This is a genomic window from Streptomyces sp. NPDC006332, assembly GCF_040612855.1.
Lineage (GTDB): Bacteria > Actinomycetota > Actinomycetes > Streptomycetales > Streptomycetaceae > Streptomyces.
The window spans coordinates 128,657-153,328 of record NZ_JBEXRA010000017.1; the positions used below are offsets into that span (position 1 = coordinate 128,657).

At 69.9% G+C, this 24,672-nt stretch carries 26 protein-coding genes and 1 tRNA gene; 15 read left to right on the forward strand and 12 right to left on the reverse strand.

Translation table 11 applies throughout. The features are described 5' to 3' along the window. Positions 1–88 precede the first annotated feature (88 nt). Complete coding sequence (locus ABZ027_RS17985) at positions 89–622, reverse strand: type II toxin-antitoxin system PemK/MazF family toxin (RefSeq protein ID WP_356769270.1); 534 nt, start codon at positions 620–622, stop codon at positions 89–91. 221 nt (positions 623–843) lie between these two features. Between ABZ027_RS17985 and ABZ027_RS17990 the strand changes: the two genes are divergently transcribed. Then, positions 844–1,596, forward strand: a complete 753-nt coding sequence (locus tag ABZ027_RS17990; protein ID WP_356769272.1) for an MBL fold metallo-hydrolase — start codon at positions 844–846, stop codon at positions 1,594–1,596. Positions 1,597–1,677: 81 nt separating this feature from the next. Here ABZ027_RS17990 and ABZ027_RS17995 read toward each other — a convergent pair whose 3' ends face one another. After that, positions 1,678–2,982 carry a PTS transporter subunit EIIC gene (locus ABZ027_RS17995; protein WP_356769274.1) on the reverse strand — a complete coding sequence of 435 codons (1,305 nt, stop codon included), beginning with the start codon at positions 2,980–2,982 and terminating at the stop codon, positions 1,678–1,680. A 186-nt stretch (positions 2,983–3,168) separates the two neighbouring features. On the opposite strand from ABZ027_RS17995, the gene ABZ027_RS18000 reads away from it, so the two are divergent. The 4 genes from ABZ027_RS18000 (at position 3,169) to rdgB (ending at position 5,499) form a co-directional block, all read left to right on the forward strand. After that, positions 3,169–3,417, forward strand: a complete 249-nt coding sequence (locus ABZ027_RS18000; protein ID WP_356769342.1) for a PTS glucose/sucrose transporter subunit IIB — start codon at positions 3,169–3,171, stop codon at positions 3,415–3,417. 138 nt (positions 3,418–3,555) lie between these two features. Beyond that, entirely contained in the window at positions 3,556–4,293 is a 738-nt protein-coding gene (rph, locus tag ABZ027_RS18005) for a ribonuclease PH (RefSeq protein ID WP_356769276.1), read from the forward strand. Between the two features lie 145 nt (positions 4,294–4,438). Continuing rightward, positions 4,439–4,843, forward strand: coding sequence for a hypothetical protein (locus ABZ027_RS18010; protein ID WP_356769278.1), 405 nt, complete (start codon positions 4,439–4,441; stop codon positions 4,841–4,843). Between the two features lie 53 nt (positions 4,844–4,896). Next, a complete protein-coding gene (gene rdgB, locus ABZ027_RS18015) occupies positions 4,897–5,499 on the forward strand; it encodes an RdgB/HAM1 family non-canonical purine NTP pyrophosphatase (protein WP_356769279.1) in 603 nt (200 codons plus the stop codon). 43 nt (positions 5,500–5,542) lie between these two features. Here the strand turns inward: rdgB and ABZ027_RS18020 are convergent. The 3 genes from ABZ027_RS18020 to ABZ027_RS18030 form a co-directional block, all read right to left on the reverse strand. After that, positions 5,543–5,625: transfer RNA gene (locus ABZ027_RS18020), tRNA-Leu, on the reverse strand. Between the two features lie 20 nt (positions 5,626–5,645). Beyond that, entirely contained in the window at positions 5,646–6,326 is a 681-nt protein-coding gene (locus tag ABZ027_RS18025; protein WP_356769281.1) for an HNH endonuclease signature motif containing protein, read from the reverse strand. Next, positions 6,323–6,976: an HNH endonuclease signature motif containing protein gene (locus tag ABZ027_RS18030; RefSeq protein WP_356769283.1), complete on the reverse strand. Its 654-nt coding sequence runs from the start codon at positions 6,974–6,976 to the stop codon at positions 6,323–6,325. The genes ABZ027_RS18025 and ABZ027_RS18030 overlap by 4 nt, the downstream gene beginning before the upstream one ends. 147 nt (positions 6,977–7,123) lie before the next feature. Here ABZ027_RS18030 and ABZ027_RS18035 point away from each other — a divergent pair, with 147 nt between their 5' ends. Further along, positions 7,124–7,642: a GNAT family N-acetyltransferase gene (locus tag ABZ027_RS18035; protein ID WP_356769285.1), complete on the forward strand. Its 519-nt coding sequence runs from the start codon at positions 7,124–7,126 to the stop codon at positions 7,640–7,642. Here ABZ027_RS18035 and bcp read toward each other — a convergent pair. Further along, positions 7,623–8,090, reverse strand: coding sequence for a thioredoxin-dependent thiol peroxidase (gene bcp / locus ABZ027_RS18040; protein WP_356769287.1), 468 nt, complete (start codon positions 8,088–8,090; stop codon positions 7,623–7,625). The genes ABZ027_RS18035 and bcp overlap by 20 nt on opposite strands. A gap of 130 nt (positions 8,091–8,220) precedes the next feature. Here bcp and ABZ027_RS18045 point away from each other — a divergent pair, with 130 nt between their 5' ends. Both ABZ027_RS18045 and ABZ027_RS18050 read left to right on the forward strand, forming a co-directional pair. Continuing rightward, the gene (locus ABZ027_RS18045; RefSeq protein ID WP_356769289.1) at positions 8,221–8,550 is read left to right on the forward strand and encodes a DUF3618 domain-containing protein; all 330 of its coding nucleotides are present in this window, start codon (positions 8,221–8,223) and stop codon (positions 8,548–8,550) included. 54 nt (positions 8,551–8,604) lie between these two features. Next, positions 8,605–8,961: a co-chaperone GroES gene (locus tag ABZ027_RS18050; RefSeq protein ID WP_356769291.1), complete on the forward strand. Its 357-nt coding sequence runs from the start codon at positions 8,605–8,607 to the stop codon at positions 8,959–8,961. 84 nt (positions 8,962–9,045) lie between these two features. Here ABZ027_RS18050 and ABZ027_RS18055 read toward each other — a convergent pair whose 3' ends face one another. Continuing rightward, positions 9,046–11,544, reverse strand: coding sequence for a transglycosylase domain-containing protein (locus ABZ027_RS18055; protein ID WP_356769293.1), 2,499 nt, complete (start codon positions 11,542–11,544; stop codon positions 9,046–9,048). A 487-nt stretch (positions 11,545–12,031) separates the two neighbouring features. Between ABZ027_RS18055 and ABZ027_RS18060 the strand changes: the two genes are divergently transcribed. From ABZ027_RS18060 to ABZ027_RS18075, 4 genes are all read left to right on the forward strand, one after another. Further along, positions 12,032–12,832: an ABC-2 family transporter protein gene (locus ABZ027_RS18060; RefSeq protein WP_356769344.1), complete on the forward strand. Its 801-nt coding sequence runs from the start codon at positions 12,032–12,034 to the stop codon at positions 12,830–12,832. Between the two features lie 49 nt (positions 12,833–12,881). Then, complete coding sequence (locus tag ABZ027_RS18065; protein WP_356769346.1) at positions 12,882–13,646, forward strand: ABC transporter permease; 765 nt, start codon at positions 12,882–12,884, stop codon at positions 13,644–13,646. A 6-nt stretch (positions 13,647–13,652) separates the two neighbouring features. Next, the gene (locus ABZ027_RS18070) at positions 13,653–14,696 is read left to right on the forward strand and encodes an ABC transporter ATP-binding protein (protein ID WP_356769295.1); all 1,044 of its coding nucleotides are present in this window, start codon (positions 13,653–13,655) and stop codon (positions 14,694–14,696) included. A gap of 326 nt (positions 14,697–15,022) precedes the next feature. Then, positions 15,023–15,841 (forward strand): DUF1707 domain-containing protein, encoded by an 819-nt coding sequence (locus ABZ027_RS18075; protein WP_356769297.1) that lies wholly within the window; start codon positions 15,023–15,025, stop codon positions 15,839–15,841. A 115-nt stretch (positions 15,842–15,956) separates the two neighbouring features. Here the strand turns inward: ABZ027_RS18075 and ABZ027_RS18080 are convergent, their stop codons facing one another. After that, positions 15,957–17,297: an SGNH/GDSL hydrolase family protein gene (locus tag ABZ027_RS18080; protein ID WP_356769299.1), complete on the reverse strand. Its 1,341-nt coding sequence runs from the start codon at positions 17,295–17,297 to the stop codon at positions 15,957–15,959. 183 nt (positions 17,298–17,480) lie between these two features. Between ABZ027_RS18080 and ABZ027_RS18085 the strand changes: the two genes are divergently transcribed. Both ABZ027_RS18085 and ABZ027_RS18090 read left to right on the forward strand, forming a co-directional pair. Beyond that, positions 17,481–18,905, forward strand: coding sequence for a DUF445 domain-containing protein (locus tag ABZ027_RS18085; RefSeq protein WP_356769301.1), 1,425 nt, complete (start codon positions 17,481–17,483; stop codon positions 18,903–18,905). Positions 18,906–18,981: 76 nt separating this feature from the next. Continuing rightward, positions 18,982–20,529: an MFS transporter gene (locus ABZ027_RS18090; RefSeq protein WP_356769303.1), complete on the forward strand. Its 1,548-nt coding sequence runs from the start codon at positions 18,982–18,984 to the stop codon at positions 20,527–20,529. 27 nt (positions 20,530–20,556) lie between these two features. Here ABZ027_RS18090 and ABZ027_RS18095 read toward each other — a convergent pair whose 3' ends face one another. The 4 genes from ABZ027_RS18095 to ABZ027_RS18110 form a co-directional block, all read right to left on the reverse strand. Further along, positions 20,557–20,859, reverse strand: coding sequence for a hypothetical protein (locus ABZ027_RS18095; protein WP_356769305.1), 303 nt, complete (start codon positions 20,857–20,859; stop codon positions 20,557–20,559). Between the two features lie 114 nt (positions 20,860–20,973). Continuing rightward, a complete protein-coding gene (locus tag ABZ027_RS18100) occupies positions 20,974–21,642 on the reverse strand; it encodes a glyoxalase (protein ID WP_356769307.1) in 669 nt (222 codons plus the stop codon). Between the two features lie 5 nt (positions 21,643–21,647). Further along, positions 21,648–22,178: a helix-turn-helix transcriptional regulator gene (locus ABZ027_RS18105; RefSeq protein ID WP_356769309.1), complete on the reverse strand. Its 531-nt coding sequence runs from the start codon at positions 22,176–22,178 to the stop codon at positions 21,648–21,650. 33 nt (positions 22,179–22,211) lie between these two features. After that, a complete protein-coding gene (locus tag ABZ027_RS18110; RefSeq protein ID WP_356769311.1) occupies positions 22,212–22,622 on the reverse strand; it encodes a VOC family protein in 411 nt (136 codons plus the stop codon). 278 nt (positions 22,623–22,900) lie between these two features. Here ABZ027_RS18110 and ABZ027_RS18115 point away from each other — a divergent pair, with 278 nt between their 5' ends. Then, complete coding sequence (locus ABZ027_RS18115; protein ID WP_356769313.1) at positions 22,901–24,580, forward strand: glycosyltransferase; 1,680 nt, start codon at positions 22,901–22,903, stop codon at positions 24,578–24,580. The last annotated feature ends 92 nt before the right edge of the window (positions 24,581–24,672 follow it).

Here is a 24,672-nt window from a genome sequence, read left to right on the forward strand (position 1 = left end):
TCGTTCGGCCCAAGCCGCAGGGGCGCCGGAGGCGCGACCGTGCCTCCGGTCCCCACCCCACCGGCCCCGAGCCCCACCGGCCCCGGGCCTACCGGGCGAGGTGACGGACCCGGTCCCAGAGGACCGGGTCCACCTCCCCGGCCCGCCGCCGGAAGTCCCCCAGCGGCACCTCGCGCAGCTCGCCGGTCTCCAGGAAGCTCGCGCGCCCCTGCGCGTCACCGACCGAGCCCGGCGGCAGGGGGATCACCCCGGCCCGCTCGACGTGGTACTTGCTGGTGATCTTCGCGACGGTGGCCCGGTCGCCACGCACCCCCAGCACCAGACAGGGCCGGTCCTTGGCCCGCCCGTCGCCCACGGCCGACTCACCCGAGGTTCCCCCGGCGCCGGCACCCTCAGCAGACCCCCGTCTCGCGGCCCCCTCCGGTTCCGGCTCGTCCTCGTAGGGCACGATCGCCCACCAGATCTCCGCCGGCCGGGGCCGGACACCGGAGCGCCTCGGGCGCCCCGAGGGCCGGGTCCTGCGACCCGCGGGCCGGTGTCCCCGGCCCCAACCGTCGACGAGCGTGGCGACCAGTGCGAGCAGTACCACCGCCGCGAGCGCCAACCACCAGGACGTGTGCATGCCGACGACGGTACCGGCGCGCGACCCTCGACGCGCCCCCTCGTCAGCCTCACGCGCCTCTGGTCCAGCCGAACCGGTGACAGCACAGGTGAGTTCGCCCACAACAGCCCTTGCCGGAGGAGCGACCGGGTGTTTTGCGCCTTACGCTCGACGGACCGCACGACCCCCCGACGTCCTGTTCCCCGATCTTCTGAATTCCCGCCAGCGGAGGTTTCTGCTTTATGAAGCTCACCGTCGTCGGCTGCTCGGGGTCGTTCCCGTCCGCGGAATCGGCCTGTTCGAGCTACCTCATCGAGGCCGACGGCTTCCGGCTGCTTCTCGACATGGGCAACGGTGCCCTGGGTGAGCTGCAGCGCCACTGCGGTCTCTACGACCTCGACGCGATCTTCCTCAGCCATCTGCACGCCGACCACTGCATCGACATGTGCGCGTACTTCGTCGCGCGCTACTACCGCCACGACGGCGGCCGCTGCGACCCGATCCCCGTCTACGGACCCGAGGGCACCGAGCACCGCCTCACCACGGCCTACGCGGACACCCCCACCGCCTCCTCGATGAGCGAGGTCTTCGACTTCCACACGGTCAAGCCGTCCACCTTCGACATCGGCCCGTTCACCGTCCACACGGAACGCGTGGCCCACCCGGTCGAGGCGTACGGCATCCGCATCGAGCACGACGGCAAGATCCTGACGTACTCCGGCGACACGGGCGTCACCCCGACGCTGGACGAACTCGCCCGGGACGCCGACCTGTTCCTGTGCGAGGCGGCCTTCACGCACGGCAAGGAGAACATCCCCGACCTGCACCTCAACGGTCGCGAGGCGGGCGAGACGGCCACCCGGGCAGGCGCCCGGAGGCTGATACTGACCCACATCCCCCCGTGGACCGACCCCCAGGCCAACCTCGCCGACGCCCGCACGACGTTCGACGGCCCGGTGGAACTGGCGAGGCCGAGGGCGTCGTACGAGATCTAGGCCCCTGCGCCAGGTTTTACGACGTGACAAAGGCCCCGGAGCACACGGCTCCGGGGCCTCTTCGCGTCTGTCAGCGCAGGCTCACGCCTTCGTGAGGTCCTCGACCTCCTCCTCGGGCTCGCGGCCCGGGGTGGGGAGGTTGAACTTGATGATGGCGAAGCGGAAGAGCGCGTAGTAGATGGCGGCGAAGACCAGTCCGACGGGGAGCAGCAGCCAGGGCTTGGTGGAGATGCCCCAGTTGATCGCGACGTCGGTCAGACCGGCCGAGAAGCTGAAGCCCATGTGCATGCCCAGCGCCCACGTCACGGCCATCGACACGGCGGTGAGTACCGCGTGGATCGCGTACAGCACCGGGGCGATGAACATGAACGAGAACTCGATCGGCTCGGTGACTCCGGTGATGAACGAGGTCAGCGCCAGCGACATCATCATGCCCAGCACGGCCTTGCGGCGCTCCGGGCGGGCGGTGTGCGCGATGGCGAGGGCGGCGGCAGGCAGACCGAACATCATGATCGGGAAGAAGCCGGTCATGAACAGACCGGCGGACGGGTCACCGGCGAAGAAGCGCGGCAGGTCGCCGTGGGAGACGACGCCGGCGGAGTTGGTGAAGTCGCCGATCTGGAACCACGCCACGGAGTTGACGAACTGGTGCATGCCGATCGGGATCAGCGCACGGTTGATCAGACCGAAGAGGGCCGCACCGAAGGAGCCGAGGCCGGTCATCCACTCGCCGAAGTTGGTGATGACGTCACCGATGGGCTGCCAGCCCAGCACGACCAGGACACCCAGGAGGGTACCGACGGCGGCCATGATGATCGGCACGAGCCGACGGCCGTTGAAGAAGCCGAGCCAGTCGACGAGCCGCTTGCGGTGGTAGCGCTGCCACAACACGGCCGTCAGCAGGCCGAGGATGATGCCGCCGAGTACACCCGGGTTCTGGAAGGTCGCGGCCTGGGCGGCCTCGTTGCCCTTCTGCCAGAAGCCTCCGAAGGGGGCGACGGCCGTGTAGGTCGCGCCCTCGTGCCCCTCCTTCACCGGGAACTGGTGGATCACCGCGTAGTAGGTCAGGAAGCTGACCACCGCGGCGAGCGCCGTCGAGCCGTCGGCCTTCTTCGCGAAGCCGATGGCCACGCCTATGCAGAACAACAGGGGCAGCCCGAACGAGCTGTCCAGAAGGGTGCCGCCGGCCCCGGCGAACACCTTGGCGACGTCGGCGGGCAGGTGCAGTTTCGCCTGGACGTCTGACTGCCCCAGCCGCAGCAACAGACCCGCCGCCGGCAGCACGGCGATCGGGAGCTGCAGGCTGCGGCCGACCTTCTGCAGTCCCTGGAACAGACCGGAACCCCGTTTCTTCGCGGGGGCCGCCGTTGCGGTGGCGGAGCTCATGATTCCTCCATCGATGGTGGTCTACACCATTCACTGGTGTAGACCACGTTGTAGCATGATGAAGGAGAGATAAGGAACCCGCGATTCCGCGGTAATTCCGCGTGATTGCGGGGTTACGGCGTGCTACGTCCTCGCGGTGCCCACCCGCGGACGATTTCTGCGAATCTCTGCGACCCAGCGGTTCGGATCAGGGAGAAGAACATGGCCAGCAAGGCTGAGAAGATCGTTGCCGGTCTCGGCGGCATCGACAACATCGAAGAGGTCGAAGGCTGCATCACCCGCCTGCGCACCGAGGTCATCGACGCCGGCAAGGTCGACGAGGCCGCCCTGAAGGCCGCAGGCGCACACGGCGTCGTCAAGATGGGCACCGCGATCCAGGTCGTCATCGGCACCGACGCCGACCCGATCGCCGCGGAGATCGAAGACATGATGTGAAGCAGGGGAGTCATCCCCGGCTTCATGCCCGACTCCCAGCCCCGCCTCACTTCTGACGCCGCGTCGGACGTCACCCCCTGAGAGGCCCGTTCCCACCGAGGGACGGGCCCTCGCGTCGGTACCACTAGGCTCATCGCCATGTCTCGAATCGACGGCCGCACCCCCGAACAACTCCGCCCGGTCACCATCGAACGCGGCTGGAGCAAGCACGCCGAGGGCTCCGTCCTCGTCTCCTTCGGCGACACGAAGGTCTTCTGCACCGCCTCCGTCACCGAAGGCGTCCCGCGCTGGCGCAAGGGCAGCGGCGAAGGCTGGGTCACCGCCGAGTACTCCATGCTGCCCCGCGCCACCAACACCCGCGGCGACCGCGAATCCGTCCGCGGCAAGATCGGCGGCCGCACCCACGAGATCAGCCGACTCATCGGCCGCTCCCTGCGCGCCGTCATCGACTACAAGGCTCTCGGCGAGAACACCATCGTCCTGGACTGCGACGTCCTCCAGGCCGACGGCGGCACCCGCACCGCCGCCATCACCGGCGCCTACGTGGCCCTCGCCGACGCCGTCTCCTGGGCCCAGGGCAAGAAGCTCGTCAAGGCCGGCCGCCAGCCCCTCACCGGGACGGTCAGCGCGGTCTCCGTCGGCATCGTCGGCTCCGTCCCGCTCCTCGACCTCTGCTACGAGGAGGACGTGCGCGCCGAGACCGACATGAACGTCGTCTGCACCGGCGACGGCCGCTTCGTCGAGGTCCAGGGCACCGCCGAGGCCGAACCCTTCGCCCGTGACGAACTCAACTCCCTCCTCGACCTGGCGGTCGCCGGCTGCGCCGACTTGGCGGCCCTGCAGCGCGCGGCACTTGATACCGTCCTCGAAAAGTAAAGGGCGCACCAAGAAGGACGGCCGCCGCGGGCAACCCCGCCGACCGTCCCCGCGTCACTACCGGTACGGGCGCACGGCACACCACCGTGCGCCCGGCCAACACGGGGGCCCACCGGGGGCCTGACCAACGGGAGGGAACAGATCCATGGCCGCGAGCCGACGCCGCCGTAGTCGCCGTACCGCCATCGCCGCCGCCGTCGCGGCCGTCGGGCTGGCGGTCGGCCTCACCACCGGCTGCGACGCCGTGACCAAGGCCCTCGACTGCGTCCAGACCGCCGACGCCATCGCCGACAGCGTCACCGATCTCCAACAGGCCGTGGAGAGCGCGTCGAACGACCCGACGCAGCTGGAGGAGTCCCTCGACTCCATCGACAAGAACCTCGACGAGATCGGCGACAAGACCGACAACACCGACGTCAACAAGGCGGTCGACGACCTCAATGCCGCGGTCGGCAACGTCCGTACGGCGGTCAAGAACGGCGACCAGACACCCGACCTCAGCCCGGTCACGGACGCGGCGGGCGAACTGACCAAGGTCTGCACGCCGTGACCCCGCCGTAGCCCCGCCCGGCGCGCCCGGGACACGCCGGGATACTGGTGGGCATGACCCGCCTGATCCTCGCCACCCGCAACGCCGGAAAGATCACCGAACTCAGGGCGATCCTCGCCGACGCAGGCCTGCCCCACGACCTCGTCGGCGCGGACGCCTACCCCGACATCCCCGACGTCAAGGAAACCGGCGTCACCTTCGCCGAGAACGCCCTGCTGAAGGCCCACGCCCTGGCCCAGGCGACGGGCCTGCCCGCCGTCGCCGACGACTCCGGCCTCTGCGTCGACGTCCTCCACGGCGCCCCCGGCATCTTCTCCGCCCGCTGGGCCGGCAAGCACGGCGACGACCGCGCCAACCTCGACCTCCTCCTGGCCCAACTCTCCGACATCGCCGACGAACACCGCGGCGCCCACTTCGCCTGCGCGGCCGCCCTCGCCCTGCCGGACGGCACGGAACGCGTGGTCGAGGGCCGCCTGCGAGGCACCCTGCGCCACACCCCCACCGGCACGAACGGCTTCGGCTACGACCCGATCCTCCAGCCTGACGGCGAGACCCGGACGTGCGCCGAACTGAGCGCCGAGGAGAAGAACGCGATCAGCCATCGGGGGGAGGCGTTTCGGGGGTTGGTGCCGGTGGTTCGTGAGCTGTTGGGCTGACGCACAGGAGAGGGGCCACCCTGTTGGGTGGCCCCTCTGTGCGTGCGGCCGATGGGAGTCGAACCCACATGGGCAAATGCCCCGAGGCACCTAAAACCTCTGCTTATACCATTCAGCAACGGCCGCCTGCACGGACATGGTACCGGTCATCTGGGATCCACTTGGGGGGACTGTCGGCGGCCCCCTCGACACCAGGTGCTGGTGATCGCGTGGCAGTTTGGGCACAGCAACCGCAGGTTCTCCCGCCGGTCGTCGCGCCAGTCCCCGTTGATGTGATCAACCTCCAGTGTCATGGGTTTGCCGTGCCACTCGGCGCCGACGCCGCACACGGTGCATTCCTCGGGTACGCCGACTTCCCGCAGAGCACGACGTAGCAGGTGAGTTCTCGTTCGTTGCTGGCCGTCGTGCTTGACCAGAATCTGCTCGGGCCGCCGGAGAGGGGTTGTGCCCGGTTTGCCCCGCTGATGCGCCTGCCCCAAGAAGTGGGAGACGTCCAGGCCATCCTCTGTCACCCACTGACGCAGCAGCGTGCGCGTTTGCCCGTTGTAGGGATCGAGCCCCAGTGCCCGCAGGGCCCCGGCGATGGAAGTCGTCTGCCCGATGGCATGCCGTAGCGTGTCGGTCGCGGGTTTGTCGGGTCTCTTGGTCCGCCTCCGGCGCGGCATGTGAGAGATGTCGATGCCGAAGTGGTCGAAGCGACTGAAGAGATAACGTCGGAGCTGCCCGTATGGCGTGGTGCCGAAGAATACGATGACCTCGTCGATGTCGGAACAGCGTGCGGCGGCTTCGGTCAGTCGCTCGCGCGTGTACTGGACGCCCGCGCTCATTCGACGCCGTCCTTGGCGCTCCGCTTGCCCCGTCCTCGGTAATTGTCCGTCGTCGAGTGGCAGTTGGGGCATAAGAACCGCAGGTTCTCAATCCGGTTGTCACGCCAGTTGCCGTCGATATGGTCGACCTCCAGAGGGAGCGGACGGCCTCGCCAGACCGCTTCCGAGCCGCACAGAGCGCACCGCTCAAGCACACCCCTCGCTGTCATCGCCCACTTGAGCCGATCGCTTGGGATGCGCCGAGCCCCGCCGACAGGCTGCTCGACGAGAAAGCCCTCCGGCGTGCGAGGGCGCCGACGCTCGCCGCGCCGCCTCGGCACCTGGAAATGTGAGGTGTCGATCCCGTACGCCTTGATCCGCCGACTGATGTGCGTGTGCTGACCCCCGACCACCTCGAGCCCGAGATGGCGCAGTACTTCGCACATGTTTGTCGACGCCGAGACTGCCAACTGGAGGACCTCTCGAGTCCAGCGCACCCCTTCCCGCTCGAAGTGCGAGACATCGACGCCCAGTTTCTTCATTCGCTCGCAGATGTACCGCCGCGTTGAACTCCGCGGATCCACCCCCAACCTTTCCAACGCCTCCGACAATGTCCGAGCCTCCCGAGCTGCCTCTTCCAGCCGCTCTTTCGGGTACGCACTGGCCCCCATCGTTCCCCTCCGATCTCGGCCACACGTTCGTGACCCGCACGGGGTAACGACCCGGTTATCGGACAGTCACGCTCCGTCCGTTGATATGCTGCGGATCACAGTGAAGCCTCCAGGCGCGGACGCTTGTCCGCTCGGGAGGCTTTTTTCATGACCAGGATCATGGACTCAGGGTTGGGCGTTCGCCCGGCCACCCCCGCCGATCGCCAAACCGTCGAACGCCTCTGGCTGCTCTTCCGGCATGACCTGTCCGAGTTCGGGGGGCAACTGCCCAACCCGGACGGGACGTTCCGCAGTGAGCGGTTGGAGGCGGCCTTCTGCGGTGACCCGGACTGGGCGCCGTATCTGTTCAGTGTCGGCCAGAATCCCGTCGGGTTCGCGTTCGTGCGGGCGCTCGGGGGGCCTGCTCGGGTGCTCAACAGCTTCTTCGTCGTGCGGGCGGTACGGAGGAGCGGGGTGGGGCTCCAGGCCATACGGGAGGTGGTCGCCGCGCATCCGGGGGCCTGGGAGATTCCCTTTCAGTACGAGAACACCGGTGCCGTCCGCTTCTGGCGGCGGGTCGCGACCGAGCTCGTGGGGGAGGCGTGGTCCGAGGAGGTCAGGCCGGAACCCGGGCGGCCCGACCTGACTCCCGACGTCTGGATCTCGTTCAGATACCCAGGTCCTTGATGATCTTCGCCACGTGACCGGTCGCGCGGACGTTGTACAGGGCCCGTTCGACCTTGCCCTCCTCGTCCACGACGATCGTGGAGCGGATGACGCCCAGGTACGTCTTGCCGTAGTTCTTCTTCTCGCCGTAGGCCGCGTAGGACTCGGTGACGGTCTTCTCGGGGTCTGCCAGGAGGGTGACCTTCAGGGACTCCTTCTCGCGGAACTTCGCCAGTTTCTCGGGCTTGTCCGGGGAGATGCCGAGGACGTCGTAGCCGGCGGCGGCCAGGACGTCGAGGTTGTCCGTGAAGTCGCAGGCCTGCTTGGTGCAGCCTGGGGTCAGGGCCGCGGGGTAGAAGTAGACGATGACCTTGCGGCCCCGGTACTGCGACAGGGAGACCTCGTTGCCGTCGGCGTCGGGGAGGGTGAAGGCGGGGGCTACGTCCCCGGGCTGGAGTCGCTCGCTCATCGGGCAAGCGTAACCGGGGGTCCTGGCCGTGCGACCGCGCGCGGAGCTGACAGACTGTCCAGGACGAGCAACTTTTCAGAACAATCAGCAGGCAGCAGCAACCGGTATCAGCTGACTCGGAGGCCCCACGGTGGCGGACACGTCGGACACCAGAACCCCGGCGCAGATCGAGGCGGACATCAGGCGCCGCCGCGAGAATCTGGCGGAGACGCTCGACGAGATCGGGGTGCGGGTGCACCCGAAGACGATCGTGGGCGACGCCAAGGCCAAGGTCGTGTCGAACATTGATCACTCGCTGGGGCGGGCCTATGTCGGGGTCAACCGGGTCGTGAGTGACGTCAAGTCCCAGTTCGTGGACGAGGAGGGTGCTCCTCGGCTGGAGCGGGTCGTCCCCGTCGCGCTGGTCGTCGTCGGGCTCGCGGGGCTGCTCGTCCTGGGGAGCCGGCGGCGGCAGAGCTGACCGAGGCCGACCCACCGGCTCACGGGCCGGGAGAAGGCAGGTAGGTTCAGTGCCGTGAGCGCCAAGAGAAAAGAGCACAGCACCCTGAACGACAAGCTGCCCATCCGGATGCTGCACGACCGCGTACTCGTGCGGCAGGACACCAGCGAGGGCGAGCGGCGTTCCGGTGGCGGGATCCTGATTCCGGCCACCGCGGCCGTCGGTCGTCGGCTGGCGTGGGCCGAGGTCGTGGCCGTGGGGCAGAACGTACGGACGGTGGAGCCCGGCGACCGGGTTCTGTTCGATCCGGAGGATCGCGCCGAGGTGGAGGTGCGGGGTGTCGCCTATGTGCTGATGCGTGAGCGCGACCTGCACGCGGTGGCCGCCGACCGGTTCGAGGGGTCCGAGGACTCGACGGGGCTGTATCTGTAATGCGCCTGTGAAGCAGCGGTTCGAAGCAGCGTGAAAGGGGCTGGTGACCATGGTCACCAGCCCCTTTCAGTTCACCGACGTCTTCTACCCCGTCCCGGCCGTCGTGCCCTCGGTCATGGCGCCTCCGTCCCCGCCGTTGCCGTCCGTGGTGCCTTCGGTGGTGCCGGCGTCGGTCTCCCCGCCGTTGCTGCCGTCCGTGGCGCCGCCGTCGGTGACGCCACCGTCCGTGGTGGGGTCGCCGCCTGTCGGGTCCCCGGTGGTGCCGGGTGTCCCCGTGGACGGGTCGCCGGTGGTGCCGTCGGTGGTGCCGCCGTCCGTGGTGGGGTCGGCGCCTGTCGGGTCCCCGCTGGGTGTTCCGGTGCTCGGGTCGCTGGTGGTGCCGTCGGTGGTGCCGCCGGTGTCCATGCCGCCCGTGGTCGGGTCCACCGGGACCTCGGTGCTCGGGGCCTGGGACTCGTCGGAGCCCGGCTGGAGCTGCAGGTCGAAGTCGGTGACCGGCTTGCCCTTGAGGGCCTGCTCGGTGAACTGCGCCCAGATCTCCGCGGGCGGTCCGCCGCCGTTGACGCGTTCCAGGCCCATCGCGCCGTACAGCGACTTGTGCTTGGCCGTCACCGGGTCCTGGCCCATGACGGAGACGACGGTGGCGAGGTCGGGGGTGTAGCCGGCGAACCAGGCCGCGGTGTCCTCCTCGGCGGTGCCGGTCTTGCCCGCGGCGGGGCGGCCGGCGGCCTGGGCGGCGGAGGCGGTGCCGTTGTCGACGACGCTCTGCAGGACGGAGGTCGTGGTGTCGGCGGCCTCGCGGCTGACTGCCTGGCTGGTCCGCTCATCCGGCAGCGTGACGTCGCTCTTGCTGTCCTTGGTGATCTTGTCGACCAGTGTGTACGTGCCGTGCCGGCCGTGGTTGGCGAGGGTGGCGTAGGCCTCCGCCATGTCGAGGACGCTCGCCCGGGCCACGCCGAGCGCGACGGAGGGGCTGGCGACCAGCTCGGGGGTGGTGGCGGGGATGCCCAGGTCGATCGCGGTCTGCTTGACCTTGTCGGAGCCGACGTCCACGGCCATCTGGGCGTACACCGAGTTGATGGACTTGTCGGTGGCCGCGCGCACGGTGACGTCGCCGTAGGAGCCCTGGTCCTCGTTCTCCGGGGCGTACGAGCCACCGCTCCAGCCCTGGACGGGGCGTTTGTTGGTGCCGTCGTAGATCGTGTTCGGGTTGATGACGCGGCCGTCCTGCGTCTCGGAGTGGTTCTGGACGGCGGAGGTGAACACGAACGGCTTGAAGGTGGAGCCGACCTGGAAGTCGCGTCGGGTCACGCCGTTGGTGAACTGCTTGACGAAGTCGATGCCGCCGTACATGGCGACGACCTTGCCGGTCTTGGGGTCGACGGAGGCGCCGGCGGCGCGGACGTAGTTGTCGACCTTGCGGTTCTTCTTGTCGAGCTTGGAGATCACCTGGTCGTCGACGGCCTTGACGAAGGCGTCCTGCTTGCTCTTCTGCAGGGTGGTGGTGATGCGGTAGCCGCCCGCCTCCAGCTCGTCCGCGCTGATGATCTTGTTCGAGGTGAGGTACTGGTTGACCGCTTCGATGGCGTAGCCGCGCTGCCCGGACTTGCCGATGGCGACGGTCTTCTCCTTCGGCGTGGGGAAGGTGAGGTGGGCCCGCTTCGACTCGGCCAGCCAGCCCTTCTTGACCATGCCGTTCAGGACGTAGTTCCAGCGGGCCTCGGCGGCCGCCTTGTTCTCCGGGTGGGCGACGACGTCGTACTCGCTGGGCGCGTTGACCAGCGCGGCGAGGTAGGCGGCCTTGGCGGGGTCCAGCTCGGAGGCGTCGATGCCGTAGTACGCCTGGGCGGCGGCCTGGATGCCGTAGGCGTTGCGGCCGAAGTAGCTGGTGTTGAGGTAGCCCTGGAGGATCTCGTCCTTGGACTCGTTGCGGTCCAGTTTGATCGCGATGAAGAACTCCTTCACCTTGCGGGTGACGGTCTGCTCCTGGGCCAGGTAGTAGTTCTTCACGTACTGCTGGGTGATCGTGGACCCGGACTGCTTGCCCTTGCCGGTGGCGGTGTTCCAGCCGGCGCGCAGCATCGCCTTGGGGTCGACCGCGGACTCGGTGTAGAAGTCGCGGTCCTCGGCGGCCAGCACGGCGTGCTGGGCGTCCTTGGAGACCTGGGAGAGGGGGATGATCTCCCGGTTGACCTCGCCGTCGCGGGCGAGCTGGCTGCCGTCCGAGTAGAGGTAGACGTTGCTCTGCTTGATGGCGAACGCGTTGGCCGACGGGATCTTGACCATCGAGTAGCCGAGGAAGAACAGGCCCGCCAGCAGGATGACGCCCAGGATGAACGTGCCGAGCACCGTGCGCCAGGTCGGGATGATCCGCTTCCAGCCGGTGCGGGCCGGCCGCTTGGGCTTCTTCCCGGCCGCCCCCTCGGCCGCGGACGCCTCCGCGGCGGGCGCTTCGGCCGCGGGCGCTACGACCGCGGGCAGCACGGCGGTCCCCTCGGCCGCGGGCACTCCGGCCGTTTCCGGCGCTTTCTGCGCCCAGCGCGGTTTCGGCTGCTGCGGCTGCGGCTGCGGCTCGTCGCTCATCTCGTGCACGGACTCCTGTTTCGCGTTTTACGTTCCCGTACGCCTCGTGCGCCTTGTGCGCCCCCTGCTGAAGACTCTCGCACCCGGCGTTCCGTTCCCGGATATGGCGCGCGTCTCGCCCGAAAATGGCCCGCCCGCCGCCTGTCCCTCCGTGCACCGGGCTGCCGTGCTTCGGTGTCCGGCGCGGGCGAGGAGAACCGTGGTGTGGGTTCGGGGAGAGCGGTACGCGGCCGTCGGGGCGCGGCTCCAGACGATACGCGACGTATCGGGCGGTGACGGTCGCGGGGGTGTGCGGCCCGCGGGTGCCGGAGCCGGCCCGCGCGGGCGCGGCATATCCGGCGGTATCCGCTGTGGAGTTGAGCCGGGAGGGCGGGCCGGTCGGCTGTTCCGGGCAGGCCACTTCCGCCGAAATGGCTCGCCCGCCCGGTCGCCCGCGTACTAGGCTCCTGCGCTTCGGTGTCCGGTGCGGGTGAGGAGGGCCGTGGGTGTGGGTTCGGCACGGCTGTACGGGGCCGTCGCGGCGGGGGCCTTCCGACGGTACGCGACGTATCGGGCGGCCACGGCGGCGGGGGTGTTCACCAACACCGTCTTCGGGTTGATCATGGTGTTCACGTACACGGCTCTGTGGGACGAACGGCCGGGGCTGGGCGGGTACGACCTGGCGGAGGCGCTCACCTATGTGTGGGTCGGCCAGTCGCTGTTCAAGACGGTGGCGTCCGGTGGCGGCGGGGTCGAGAACGAGCTGATGGAACGCATCCGCACGGGTGATGTGGCAATCGACCTGTACCGGCCGGTGGACCTCCAACTGTGGTGGCTTTCGGCGGACTTGGGGCGGGCGGGCTTCGAGCTGCTGGGGCGTGGGGTGGTGCCCTTCGTGGTCGGGGCGCTGTGTTTTCGGCTGGCGCTGCCCTCGGATCCGCTGCTCTGGGTCGCCTTCCTGGGCACGGTGGCGCTCGCGGTGGTGGTCAGCTTCGCGCTCCGGTACCTGGTGGCGCTGACCGCGTTCTGGCTGATGGACGGCACCGGCGTCGTGCAGATGGCGTGGCTCCTCGGGTGGTTCTGCTCCGGGATGATGCTGCCCCTGAACGTGTTCCCGGGGGCGTTCGGCGAGGTCGTACGGGTGCTGCCGTGGTCGTCGCTGCTCCAGGCGCCGGCGGACGTGCTGCTGGGGCACGCCGATCCGTGGAGCACGTACGCCTTCCAGGGGGCGTGGGCGCTGGCGCTGCTGGCGGCCGGGCGGCTGGTGCAGTCGGTGGCGACGCGGCGGGTGGTGGTCCAGGGTGGTTGAGCTCGGCCGGTTCACCGAGGGGGTGCGCGCGTACCGCCTGATCTCCGCGATGTGGATCCGCTCCACGATGGCGTACCGCGCCTCCTTCGCCATGACCACGTTCGGGAGCTTCGCGACGACCGCGCTCGAGTTCGTCGCGCTCTTGCTGATGTTCTCGCAGGTGGACGCGCTCGGCGGTTACACGCTGCCGGAGATCGCCGTCCTGTACGGTCTGGCCTCCACCACGTTCGGGGCCGCCGACATGGCGGTCGGCTCGATCGAGCGGTTGGGGCAGCGGGTGCGTGACGGCACGCTGGACACGCTGCTGGTGCGGCCCGCGCCCGCGCTCGCGCAGATGGCCGCCGACCGTTTCGCGCTGCGCCGCCTGGGCCGGATCCTGCAGGGGGCGCTGGTCCTGGGGTACGCGCTGACCGGCGCGGACATCGACTGGACGGTGCTGAAGGTACTGCTGATGCCGGTGATGCTGGTCAGCGGGTTCGCGATCTTCTGTGCGGTGTTCGTGGCGGGCGCGGCCTTCCAGTTCGTGGCGCAGGACGCGGCGGAGGTGCAGAACGCGTTCACGTACGGCGGTACGACGATGCTGCAGTATCCGCCGACCCTGTTCGCGACGGAGTTGGTGCGTGGGGTGACGTTCGTGTTGCCGCTCGCCTTCGTCAACTGGGTGCCCGGCACCTATGTGCTGGGGCGGCCGTATCCGCTCGGGCTGCCGCAGTGGGTGGCGTTCACGCCTCCGCTGGTGGCGGTGGCGTGCTGTGCGCTCGCCGGGCTGGCCTGGCGGGCGGGGCTGCGGTCGTATCGGAGCACGGGAAGCTGAGGACTGATGGACACGGACACGGATGCGGACGCGGGCACCGGCACGGGCGTGGGCGACACCGCCTTCATCGAGGTGGACGGGCTGGAGAAGGTCTTCGACGTGCGTCGTAAGACCGGCTTCATGCGGCGGGAGCGGCGTCAGGTGCGCGCGGTCGACTCGCTGTCGTTCTCCGTGGCGCGCGGCGAGATGGTCGGTTACATCGGTCCGAACGGTGCCGGGAAGTCGACGACCATCAAGATGCTGACCGGCATTCTGACGCCGAGCGGTGGACGGCTGCGGGTGGCCGGCATCGACCCGTCGCGGGAGCGGACCCGGCTGGCGCACCGGATCGGGGTGGTGTTCGGGCAGCGTACGACGCTGTGGTGGGACCTTCCGCTGATCGACTCGTACCGGCTGATGCACCGCATGTACCGCATCCCCGACGGCCGTTACCGGGAGAACCTGGACCGGCTCGTCGAACTCCTCGGTCTGGCGGACCTGTTGGACGTGCCGGTCCGTCAGCTCTCGCTGGGGCAGCGGATGCGCGGCGACATCGCGGCGGCGCTGCTGCACGATCCGGAGGTGCTGTACCTGGACGAGCCGACGATCGGTCTGGACGTCGTCTCCAAGGCCAGGGTGCGGGAGTTCCTGCGGGAGGTGAACACCGAGCGCGGTACGACGGTGCTGTTGACCACGCACGACCTCCAGGACATCGAGCAGTTGTGCTCGCGGGTGATGGTCATCGACCACGGGCGGCTGATGTACGACGGCGCGCTGGCCGGGCTGCACGAGGCGGGGGAGAGCGAGCGGATGCTGGTGGTGGACCTGGAGCGGGAGCTGCCGCCGATCGACGCGCCGCCGCCCGCGCGGGTGGTGAAGGTGGAGGGGCCCCGGCAGTGGCTGGCCTTCCCGGCGTCGGAGTCGGCGGCCGAGCTGGTCGCGGGGATCGCGGCTCAGTACCCGCTGGTGGACCTGTCGGTGCGGGAGCCGGACATCGAGGCCGTGATCGCGAAGATGCTGGATGCGTCCGGGGACGTCCCGGGGCCCCCGCCAAAGCCGGCGGCCCTCTAGGGGTGTCCGCAAAGTCCCGCCTGCCCCGCGACGCCCGGCACGCCTCCCCCACTGCCTCAAGGGCGTGGGAGGTGCCCCCACTCGCCGCACCGGGCGAACACCCGAGTACGACCAGTACGCGGGCGTCCGCCCGGCACTCCCCCCAGCCTTCGGCCGGGGGGACCCCCAGAGCACGCTCCCCCAACTCTCGGCTTCGCTCGAGCGGGGGGACCCCCATGACGTCGCAGGGCCCGCCCTTCGGGCGGACGACGCGACTTTGCGGACACCCCCTAGCGCCCCGCGCGATCGCATAGTGCCCGGCGCCGACACCTCGTAGGCTGCTGGCCATGACCGAGGAAGCTCCGGAGCTGCGTGCCTCCGATGCCGATCGTGAACGAGTCGCCGAGGTTCTGCGGGACGCCCTCGCGGAGGGGCGTCTCGACATGGAGGAGTTCGAGGAGCGTCTGGACGCGACGTACCGGGCCCGCACGTACGGCGAACTCGCGCCGATCACCCGGGACCTGCCGTCCGCTGCGGCCGCCGGGCCCGCTCCTCAGGTGTCGATGACCAAGAGCCCTGCGGCGAGTGGGGGTTGGGCGGGCCGGATCACCGGTCGCGAGGGGTCGTCGACGTGGGCGGTCGCCGTCATGTCGGGCTTCCAGCGCAAGGGCCGCTGGACGGTGCCGAGGCGGTTCACGGCGTTCGCGTTCTGGGGCGGCGGCGAGATCGATCTGCGGGAGGCGGACTTCGCGGCCGGTGAGGTCGAGATCAACTGCATCGCGATCATGGGCGGGATGGAGGTGATCGTGCCGCCCGGCGTCGAGGTCGTGGTGCGGGGGATCGGCGTCATGGGCGGCTTCGACCACCGTGAGGAAGGTGTGCCGGGCGATCCGGGTGCCCCGCGGGTGATCGTGACGGGCTTCGCCTTCTGGGGCGGTGTCGGTGTCGAGCGCAAGGTCACCAGGGCGGAGCGGCAGCGCCTGAAGGAGGAGCGCCGCCAGGAGAAGCTGGAGCGCAGGGAGTCACGGCGGGAACTCAGGGAGTCGCACCGCGACGACGTCCATGAGGCCCACCGCAGGATGCTGGACGGCCATCACGACCTGAGGCGCGAGCGGCAGCGGGAGCGTCGGCAGCAACGGGACCGGCGCCGCGAGGGCGAGTACTGACCGCGGGCGGCCGCTGCCCATGGGGCGAGTACCGGTCACCGACCGGCACTCGCGTCTCACCTGCTCGGCGGATCCAGATCGTCGGATCCAGATCGGCAGATCCAGATCGGCAGACCTAGAGCCGCGCCGGTGCCGACCCCTTCAGGGAGTCCAGGTCGAAGGCGGCCGCCATCCGCTCGTACCCCTTGTCGCTGGGGTGGAGGTGGTCTCCCGAGTCGTACTCGGGGCGGAACCTGCGCGGGTCGTAGGGGTCCTGGACGACCTTGTCGAAGTCGACGACGGTGTCGTAGACGTGGCCCGCGCGGATCTGGGCGTTGATCGCCTGGCGGACGTTCTCGCGGGCGGCGGAGTAGCCGCGGTGGCCGCCGAACGGCATCAGGGTGGCGCCGACGACCTTGATGCCGCGGGCGTGGGCCTGGCGGACCAGGGTGCGCAGGCCGTCGAGGACGGCGTTCGGGTCGGCCAGGTGGGGGTTGCGCAGGATGTCGTTGATTCCGAGGTCCACGACGACGACCTTGACGTTCGTCCGGCCGAGCACGTCCCGGGCGAAGCGGCTCACGCCGGCCTGGTTCTCGGCGGGGCGGCCGAGGCCGTCGGCGAGGACCTGGTTGCCGCCGATTCCCTGGTTGACGACGCTGTAGCGGGGCTCGTCCCCGCCGCTCTCGCTCGCCGCCCGCAGCCGGTCGGCCAGCAGGTTGGGCCAGCGGTGGTTGGTGTTCTCGGTGGAGCCGACGCCGTCGGTGAGCGAGTCGCCGAAGGCCACGACGGTGCCCTGGGCTTCGTCGCTGAGCACGTCCAGCGCGGTCAGGTAGCGCCAGTACTCGGTCCGCTCGGTGTACGCGGTGCCGGTCACGTCCTCGGTGCGGTCGCCGACCGCGGCGTACGAGGTCTGGCGGGCACGCGGGTGGTAGGTGACCGGGCCGGTCGCCGTGGGGGAGTAGGTGGTGACCAGGATGTCGCTGTACGCCGGGACGCGGATCGCGACGGTGTCGCTCAGCACCTGCTGTCCGGCCGGTACCACGACGACGGTGTTGCCGCCGAAGGTCAGGCGCCGCATGGTCTCCGCGGCCGCCTCGGCGGTGCCGTTGCCCGCGGCGACGGCGATGGTGGCGTGCGTGATGGTCAGCGGTGCCTGGCCGTAGAGGTTGGACAGCGTGATACGGGCACTCGTACCGCCGACGGTGGTGTGGACGACGTTGCGTACCGAGCGGCCGGCCATGCCGGTGATCTCGGTGCCGGGCTCCCCGCCGACGGGCGAGGCGGACCAGGTGCCGACCCAGACGCCGGTGGACGCGGGGGCGGCGGAGTTGTGCGGGGCGCGGGCGCCGGAAAGGGTGTTCTTGCTGCTCTCGCCGCTGCCGTGGTCGGAGGCGAACCCGACGTATATGGCGGCGGACAGGACGACGATCAGAGCGGTGATCGTGCTGAGCAGCGCATAACCGTGACGCTTGGTCATGCGGTTGTGTGTCTCCTTGAGATGGGAGCCCGAGGCTCCGGTGTGATCACCTCATGATGCGTCATGAGGTCAGGGGTAGATGAACGGGACCCCCCTTTGGGCCGCGGAGTTCTCCGTGAGATCCCCCGTCCGACAGACGCTGGGAACTCTTGTTTCGTTCCAGGAGTCGGTCAGGAAGGGACAATGTGTGCAGGAGATCACGAACGGGTGGAGTCAATGGAACGGACAAAATCTATCGAAAAGGGATCATTGGATGTGGGGCGAGACACCCGGACGGCGGTGACCGGGAACGGCGCCGCGACCGCTTCGGACGCTCGCGGGGTCCCCGCCGCGGCCGCCCGCGCCATGAACACGTTCAGTGAGGCGGACGCGGAGAAGCAGCGCGGCGTGCGCCGCATGAAACTCACCGCGACCGGACTACTGCTGTTCGTGGCGCTGGTGTACGTCCTCGCCAAGTGGGCCTCGAACGAGGGCGCGGGCACCTGGGCGTCCTATGTCACCGCGGCCGCCGAGGCCGGCATGGTCGGCGCGCTCGCCGACTGGTTCGCGGTCACCGCCCTCTTCCGCCACCCGCTCGGCCTGCCCATCCCGCACACCGCGATCATCCCCAAGAAGAAGGACCAGCTCGGCGTCACCCTCGGCGAGTTCGTCGGCGAGAACTTCCTGTCCGAGGCCGTCGTACGGCAGCGCCTGCGGGCCGTCGGCATCGGCAGCCGGCTCGGCACCTGGCTGGCCCAACCCGAGCACGCTGACCGGGTCACGGCGGAGCTGTCCGCCGCACTGCGGGGCGCCCTGACCGTCCTGCGGGACACGGACGTCCAGGCCGTGGTCGGCGAGGCGATCACCCGCCGGGCCGACGCGCAGGAGATCGCGCCCGGCATCGGCAAGATGCTGGAGCGGGTCGTCGCCGACGGGGGCCACCGCCGGGCCGTCGACCTGGTCGTCGCCCGGGCACACGACTGGCTGGTGCTGCACAGCGACTCCGTGATGGACGCCGTACAGGGCGGAGCGCCCGGCTGGACCCCCAAGTTCGTCGACAAGAAGGTCGGCGAGCGCGTCTACAAGGAGCTGCTGCGCTTCTGCGCGGAGATGCGGGACATGCCCTCCCACCCGGCCCGCGGCGCCCTCGACCGCTTCCTCACCGACTTCGCCTCCGACCTCCAGTCCGACACGGACACCCGCGCGCGGGTGGAGCGGCTCAAGGGCGAGGTGCTGGGCCGCGGCGAGGTCCAGGACCTGATCGCCTCCGCGTGGACCGCCGTCCGCTCCATGATCGTCTCGGCCGCCGAGGACGAACGCAGCGAGCTGCGGCTGCGGGTGCGGGCCTCCCTGCTGTCCCTGGGGTCCCGTATGGCCGCCGACCCGAAGGTCCAGGGCAAGGTCGACGGCTGGGTCGAGGGCGCGGCGGTCTACGTCGTCACCACCTACCGCAAGGAGATCACCTCCCTGATCACCGACACCGTGGCCGGCTGGGACCCCGAGCACACGACCCGCAAGATCGAGGCGAACATCGGCCGTGACCTCCAGTTCATCCGGATCAACGGCACCGTGGTCGGTTCGCTCGCGGGCCTGTTGATCTACACGGTGTCGCGGGCGCTGGGGGCGTAGGCGCGCCGGTTGCGGGCACCCGACGGGACGCTCTCGCCCGATGAGGGCAGACGTCACGCTCGATGGGAGGGAGCCCATGACCACCGCGCAGGCCGCGACCGGCCGAACGGTCACCAGCAACATCCCCGCCCGCCTCGACCGCCTCCCGTGGTCGCGCTGGCACTGGACCATCGTCATCGGCCTGGGGACCGTGTGGATCCTCGACGGTCTCGAAGTCACGGTCGTCGGCAACATCGCCGGCCGCCTCTCCGAGCCCGGCAGCGGCCTGCCGATCAGCTCCGGCCAGGTCACCGGTATCGCCGCCGCGCTCTATGTGGCCGGGGCGTGTCTGGGCGCCCTCTTCTGGGGCCGCCTCACCGACAAGTGGGGCCGCAAGAAGCTGTTCATGATCACCCTCGCGGTGTACCTCGCGGCCACCGCGCTCACCTCCGTGTCCTTCGACACCTGGTGGTTCCTCACCTTCCGCTTCCTGACCGGCTTCGGCATCGGCGGCGAGTACGCGGCCATCAACTCCGCGATCGACGAGCTGATCCCGGCGAAGTACCGCGGCCGGGTCGACCTGATGATCAACGGCAGCTTCTGGCTGGGCGCGGTCGGCGGTTCGCTGCTGTCGATCCTCGCGCTGAACACGGACTTCTTCGCGGCGAACGTCGGCTGGCGGCTGACCTTCGCGCTGGGCTCCGTCCTCGCCCTGGTGATCCTCCTCGTCCGCCGTCATGTGCCGGAGAGCCCGCGCTGGCTGCTGATCCACGGCCGTGACGAGGAGGCGGAACGGATCGTGTCCTCGATCGAGCGTCGGGTCGAGGCCGAGCAGGGCGACCCCCTCCCGCGGCCCCAGGGTGAGATCACCATCCACCAGCGCCGCAGCGTCAGCTTCGTGGAGATCGGCCGCACCGTCTTCTCCGACTACCGCAGGCGGGCCGTCCTCGGCTTCTCCCTCTTCATCGGCCAGGCGTTCCTGTACAACGCGATCACCTTCGGCTTCGGCGCCATCCTCACCACGTTCTACGACGTTCCGACCGGCGACACCGGCTACTACTTCGCCGTCATCGCCGTCGGCAACTTCTTCGGCCCGATGCTGCTCGGCAAGCTGTTCGACACGGTCGGCCGCAAGGTGATGATCTCCTCCACGTACCTCCTGTCCGGCCTTTTCCTGTTCGGCACGGCCTGGCTGTTCGACCGCGGCTCGCTGAGCGCGACCACCCTGACGGCCTGCTGGTGCGCGGTCCTGTTCTTCGCCTCCGCGGGCGCCTCCAGCGCCTACCTCACGGTCTCCGAGGTCTTCCCGATGGAGACCCGCGCGATGTCCATCGCCTTCTTCTACGCCATCGGCACCGCCGCCGGCGGCATCAGCGGCCCGCTCCTGTTCGCCGAGCTCACCGGCACGGGCAAGGTCGGCGACACGGTCCTCGCCTTCCAGATCGGCGCGGCCCTGATGTGCCTGGCCGGCCTGGTCGCAGCGGTCCTCGCGGTCAGCGCGGAACGCCGCTCCCTGGAGGACATCGCCACGCCACTGACGGCGGAGGAATCCTCGGAGACCTCGCAGGCGCCGTCGAAGTCGGGGGCGTCGGCGACCTCGGGGGAAGGGGCTTCAGGGTCGGGGCCGCGGTCGGCCACGGCGTAGCGGGGGCACGGGGGCTGTCGCCGCCGGTCAGCCGTTCCGGTCGGCGACCGCCCACGACGCCAGGGCCACCGCGCCCGCCACCCCGAACACGGCAGGCCAGGCGCCCACCTTCTTGGCCAGGGGGTGGGACCCGGCGAAGGCGGCGACGTACGCCGCCGTCAGCGCGCCCGCGGCCTTCCCGCCGGCCCGCTCCCGCCACTGCTGCGCGGCCACGGCCCCGGCGCCGACCAGCACGGCCCCGCCCAGCTGCCGCTTCCTGGTCCACCGGGCAACGCCGTACCCGCCGACGATCCCGCTCGCCGCGACCACCGCGCTGGGAACCTTCGCCATGCCTGCCTCCTGCTACGTACGGAACTGGCCCATTACCGAACCCCGAGACTAACTCTCGGGTCCCCCGGCGCATCGAACGGGCTGCCGCCACCGAGTCCGCGCGGGAGCCAGAAGTCAGGACCTGGCGGACGTCGTGGACGGCGCGGGGGTGAGCGGCGTGGCGGTCTCCCAGGCGAATCCGTCCGGGTCGGTGAAGGGGCCGGCGGTGCCGCCGAGGACGACGCGGTGCGAGCCGGTGCCGTCGGCGGGGACGCCGAGGTCCTTGGCGAGGCCGCTGCGCTTGTACAGCGCCAGCTTGACGGGGCTGGAGTCACCCGCGGCGAACTCGGCGTACTTGCCGCCGAAGCTCCTGGCCACGGTCAGGCCCCGGTCGACGTAGAACCGCTTGGTGGCCTTCACGTCCTCGACGCCGAGCAGGAGGACGATCTCGTCGATCTCGCGGGTGGCCGGGCCGGTGTCCTTCTTCGCGGAGGTCGCGACCTTCCAGATCGTCCCGTCCGGTGCCTGGACGACGCCGCCGTAGCCCCACAGCGACTTCGCCGCGGGCTTGACCACCGTGGCGCCGGCGTCCACGGCGGCGCCGAGGAAGCCGTCGACCGTGGCCGGCTGGGACGCCGTGAGCGCCAGGGTGAAGCCACGGAATCCGGTGGAGTGCGTCTCGGACGCCCGCAGGCTGATGTGCGTGCGCACTCCGAAGGCGGTGTAGAAGCGGTGGGCGGCGTCGAGGTCGGCCACCTCGAGGGTGACGGACGCGAGGGCCGTGGTGGATGCGGTGGTTGTCATGGCATTCACGCTAGGGGCCGCTCGGTGGCCGGCGCTTCTCGATTCCTGACCGGTCTTGTCACCTGCTTCGCCACACACGCCGGCATCCCCTCCACCATGACCGCGGGCCCCGCGCCACCGCCCGTACGCGCCCCCTCGGCACCGTCGGCCGCCGCCTCCGCCGCCTCTGCCGCGCGGCTGCGGAAGGCCCCGGGCGGCATGCCGACCAGCTCGGTGAAGCGGGTGGTGAACGTGCCCAGCGACGCGCAGCCGACCGCGAAGCAGACCTCGGTGACGCTGAGGTCGCCACGCCGCAGCAGCGCTGTCGCCCGCTCGATGCGACGCGTCATCAGGTACGCGTACGGCGACTCGCCGTACGCGGCCCGGAACTGCCGGCTGAGGTGTCCGGCGGACATGTTCACCCCGCGGGCGAGCGCCTCCACGTTCAGCGGTTGTGCGTACTCCCTGTCGATCCGGTCGCGGACGCGGCGCAGCCGCGCGAGGTCACTCAGGCGCTGCGCCTCGACGCGTGCGCGCCGCCACTCGGGCTGACACATGGGCGAACTCCCCCTTCCTTCCACCCGTTCGGCTCAGCGAAGCTCCTGGATGCGGACCAGGTTGCCCGCAGGGTCGCGCAAGGCACAGTCACGGATGCCGTATGGCTGCTCGGTCGGCTCCTGGACGACCTCGGTGTCACCGGCCTGCACCTTCTCGAACGTGGCGTCGAGGTCCCGCGTGGCCAGCAGGATCCAGCCGTAGGTGCCCTTGGCCATCATCTCGGTGATGGTGCGGCGCTCGTCCTCGGTGACTCCCGGGTCGGCGGCCGGCGGCGCCAGCAGGAGGGACGTGTCGGGCTGACCGGCCGGACCGACCGTGATCCAGCGCATCCGGCCCTGCCCGACGTCGCTGCGGACCTCGAAGCCGAGGACGTCGCGGTAGAAGGCGAGCGACGCGTCCGGATCGTCGTGCGGCAGGACGCTCGTATGAATGGTGATGTCCATGACGATCAGGCTAGACACACTCCGTGACGCGCGCTTCTCGATTCCTGATTGATCAGGCCGTTCCCCGACATGCCAGGCCCATACGGTGACGAACTCACCCGATCCGACCACGGGTGGCGCCGCGCGTGATCGGAAGTGATCGCTGATGATGGGAGTGATCACGCCATACCTGAACGAATTCGCCTGAACTTGTTCTCCTCGGGACAACCCTTGCCGGTGCCTGAACGTCCGTAGAACGACAGGAGAACGACAGACGACTTGGTCTCTTAGGGGGAGCGTTGACGCTCAAAGTCAGCATCGTGGTGCCCGTGTACAACGCCGGCCGGTACATCGACCTCTGCTCGCCGTCGCTCATCAACCAGAGCCTGGGCAGAGACGCCTACGAGATCATCTACGTCGACGACGGCTCGACCGACGACTCCGCCCAGCGCCTCGACCAGTTGGCGTCCCGTCACCCCCACGTGCGGGTGATCCGCCAGGAGAACTCCGGCTGGCCCGGCAAGCCCCGCAACGTCGGAGTCCGGCTGGCCCGCGGCGACTACGTCCAGTTCGTCGACCAGGACGACGAACTCACCCCCGAGGCCCTCGAACACCTCCACCGCCTCGCCCACCGCAACGGCTCCGACATCGTCCTCGGCAAGGTCGTCGGCACCATGGCGGGCCCCAGCAACGTCTTCAAACGCACCGTCGACCACTGCACCGTCGAGACCGCGCCCCTGATGGAGAGCCTCACCCCGCACAAGATGTTCCGCCGCGAGTTCCTCCTCGCCCACGACCTCGCCTTCCCCGAGGGGCCGGTGCGCCTGGAGGACCAGCTCTTCATGGCCCGCGCCTACCTGCGCGCCAAGAAGGTCTCGATCCTCGCCCACCACCCCTGCTACGTGTGGAAACGCCGGGACGACGGCGGCAACACCAGCAGCCGGGTGGTCACTCCCGAGGACTACTACGGGCACCTGCGCACGGTCGTCGAGGCCATCAAGGAGGGCACCCCGCCGGGCCCGCTCCAGGACCACCTGTTACGCCGCTCCTACCGCGTCGAACTGCTCCGCCCGGTCGGCGAGTCCCGCGTCCTCCAACGCACCGGCGAGAACCTCGAACGCTACTTCTCCGTCGTACGCCGCATGGCCCTCGACGCCTACCCGCCCGGCGTGCGCGACGGCCTCCCGGCCCTCACCCGGCTCCGGGCGCACCTGCTGGAGGAGGGCCACCTGGACTCTCTCGTGGAACTCGGCCGCCGCACCCGGGGGATCAGACCCGAGCTGACCGTCGACGACATCCGCTGGCGCGCCGGCAAGCTCCACGTCACGACCACGATCGGCATGCGCCGCCCCGACGGCCGCCCTCTCACCCTCGTCGAACGCTACGGCCGCATGCTGCTCGACCCCGACCTGCTGGCCGGCATCAAGGGCGCCGAGGACTGGGAGGCCCCGCACCCCCTCGGCCACGCCCACGGAGAGCTCCTCGTCCACGACACCGCCCGCGACCTGTGGTGGTTCCCGGACGCCGACCTCACCCCGCGCACCGAACCCCTCGGCGGCCACCGCCACCGCGTGGTCGTCACCGGCGAGACGGTCATCGACCCGCTCACCCTGACCGGCGGGGGCGTGATGGAACCCGGCACGCACGAGGTGTGGGGAAGCGCCCAACTCCTGGGCGTGGGCCGCAGGGCCCGCGTCGTCCCGGGCGGTCGGGGCGCCGGCCTCGCCCCCGTCAGCGTCGGCACGCCGCCCCGGCTGGTCGTTCCCACCTGGTTCGCCCGGGACGGTCAACTCCGGCTGTCCGTGGGCCGACCGGGCGACGCCTCGGTCCGCGACCGCATCCTCCTCGGCACGACAGCGTCCCCCCGAGTCCGCCAAGCGGCCGGCACGGTCCTGCGCCACCTGCCTCCGGACGTACGCCGTCGCGCCCGAACCCTCGCGCGCAAAGCGGACCCCTGGGGGGCCCACCGCAAGGCCTGACGTCTTTCAGGTGACGTCTTTCAGGCCCGAAAAACAACGAAGGCAAGGAGTCCCGGACTCCTTGCCACTCTCAACGTATAGCGCACCGGGGG